2 protein-coding genes and 2 pseudogenes are annotated in these 2070 nt (G+C 61.5%); all 4 read left to right on the plus strand.

Features of this window, described 5'->3' with window-relative positions:
• Positions 1 to 95 (plus strand): DUF1403 family protein (locus E5W70_RS22885; RefSeq protein ID WP_292662775.1); only part of this gene is annotated, 95 nt, incomplete at its 5' end.
• Between the two features lie 5 nt (positions 96 to 100).
• Positions 101 to 814, plus strand: coding sequence for an SMC-Scp complex subunit ScpB (locus tag E5W70_RS22890; protein ID WP_292662734.1), 714 nt, complete (start codon positions 101 to 103; stop codon positions 812 to 814).
• 155 nt (positions 815 to 969) lie between these two features.
• Positions 970 to 1566 (plus strand): annotated as a pseudogene (locus E5W70_RS22895) (plasmid pRiA4b ORF-3 family protein).
• Positions 1567 to 1616: 50 nt separating this feature from the next.
• A pseudogene (locus tag E5W70_RS22900) lies at positions 1617 to 2070 on the plus strand (ISKra4 family transposase); the annotation flags it as partial.

Consider the following 2070-nt stretch of genomic DNA (forward strand, 5'->3'; position numbering starts at 1 on the left):
ACCGTGGCCTGCGCCGCCTGTTCGACCGCCTGGTCGAGCTCGGCGCCGTGCGCGAACTCTCTGGTCGAGCGACCTTCCGCATCTACGGACTGTGACGACGATGGTGGAGAGTGCGGCCAGACGACGGAAAGGGGCACAAGCAGCCGAAGGTCGACCAAACGACGGTCTGTTCGACCGGGAGTTGGACCATTTGCCGCCAGCGGCGCGCTGGCGGGAATGGATGAACCGCGTGGAGGCGACCATCTTCGCGGCAAACGAGCCGGTGACACGTGAAACTCTCGCGCGAGTCGTCGGCAAGAGCTGCAATCTCGAGCTCATCATCGACGACATCCGCGAGGAGCTGCGCGGCCGGCCCTATGACCTGGTCGCGGTCGCCGGCGGCTGGAAGCATCTTACGCGCCCTGTCTACGGCGATGCTATTCGCGCGGCGTTGGGTACGAGCGAGCGTGCCGTCGACCTTACGCAATCCGAGGTGCTGGTGCTGATGACGATCGCCTACTTCCAGCCGATCACGCGCGCAGAGCTGTCGTCCTTCTTCGGCAAGGAGATTTCTCGCGACCTGATCGGCCATCTGCGTGGCGCCGGCATGATCGCCTCCGGCCCACGCAGTCCGACGCCTGGCGCGCCCTACACCTATGTGACGACGAAAACTTTCCTCTCCCACTTCGGGCTCGACACGCTGCGCGACTTGCCTGACTTCGAGGCGCTCGAGGACGCCGGCCTTCTCTCGAAGGAAAAGCTGCTGGCGGGCGACATAATGCCGGGGTTTTCTAACGATGCCGACGGGGATGCCGGCGTCGTCGGTGATGAATAACATGCCTGCTCCCCTGGGGTTTGGTTGGACTGTTTGCCCTTTCCGTGCTGGACAGCAAGAATGCAAACGGAGTTGGTCCAGCTGGTCAGTCGACATCTTTCTGGGGAGCATGAAAAACTTGGGGGTCTCGTCGGCTCTGAGTTAGCCTGACCGCCATGTCCGACGTTGCAAATTCCGAAGTGTACCAACTCAAAGTGAGCTTGCGACGAATCTCGCCGATGATTTGGCGTCGGCTGCTCGTTCCGGAAGAAGTGACGCTCTACGCGCTGCACCGAGCAATCCAGATCGCATTCAGTTGGGAGGACTACCATCTCCATGCTTTCAAGCTGCACAGCCGGCACTATGGCACGACTTGGACTGGCGAGCGCCACCGCGACGCGGCTGGCCGCGAGGTGACGCTCGCCGATCTCCAATTGCGCGTGCGCCAGAGGATCCACTAGGAGTACGATTTCGGCGATCTGTGGGAACACGAGATCAGGGTTGAGGCCAAGCTCGAGCGAGAGGGCGGCAAGGTCTACCCGGTCTGCATCGCCGGCGCGCGTGCCGGTCCGCCTGAAGATATTGGTGGTCCACCAGGTTATATGGCGCTCGTCGATCGGATCCGCTTTGGTGACATCGATCGGCTGCTTCATGGGGATGAAGGAGATACCGACGACGATGATCCGCTGCGCACCTTCGAACCCGAGCGCTTCAGCCGGCGCGAGGTGAATGCAGCTTTGAAACTCGAATTTTCGGAGCTCATCAGGGGCTGACCGCAACAGATCGACATGCTTCCCTTTCCTGCAGATAAGGAGGGATGCGGATGCGGTTTGCCATTCAACTCATGATCGACGGCGGCGACGCAGTAGACGAAACGCAAGAGATTATGTGCTTCGACCGAACAGATGGTGCACTGTCGATCGATGAGCTCGGTCTGACGCTGGAAGAAGCGAAGAAGGCCCTTGCTGCGCTCCAGACCGCGATCACCGGTGCTCAGGTGATGGATCATTCCCGGTGCCAGCGGCCTTGTCCAGACTGCTGCAGACCCCGCTGGCTGAAGGATAACCGGACAATCACCGTGCGCACGTGCTTCGGCAAGCTCGCTCTGCCAAGTCCGCGATATCGACGCTGCCGATGCCAAGCGGCGCGCGGCTTCGTCGCGCCTGTCGTGGCAGCGTTGCCCGAACGCGTTACTCCCGATTTGCTTGCGCTCGAGGCGCGTTGGGCGTCACTTGCGGCCTACGATGTCACTGCCGCTTTGCTGGCGGACGTATTGC

Source organism: Mesorhizobium sp., assembly GCF_005063415.1.
Taxonomy (GTDB): Bacteria; Pseudomonadota; Alphaproteobacteria; order Rhizobiales; family Rhizobiaceae; genus Mesorhizobium.

Bases quoted from the DNA above. Each gene is read 5' to 3' on its own strand.
- E5W70_RS22890 (WP_292662734.1), top strand. From the start codon at position 101: ATGGTGGAGAGTGCGGCCAGACGACGGAAAGGGGCACAAGCAGCCGAA.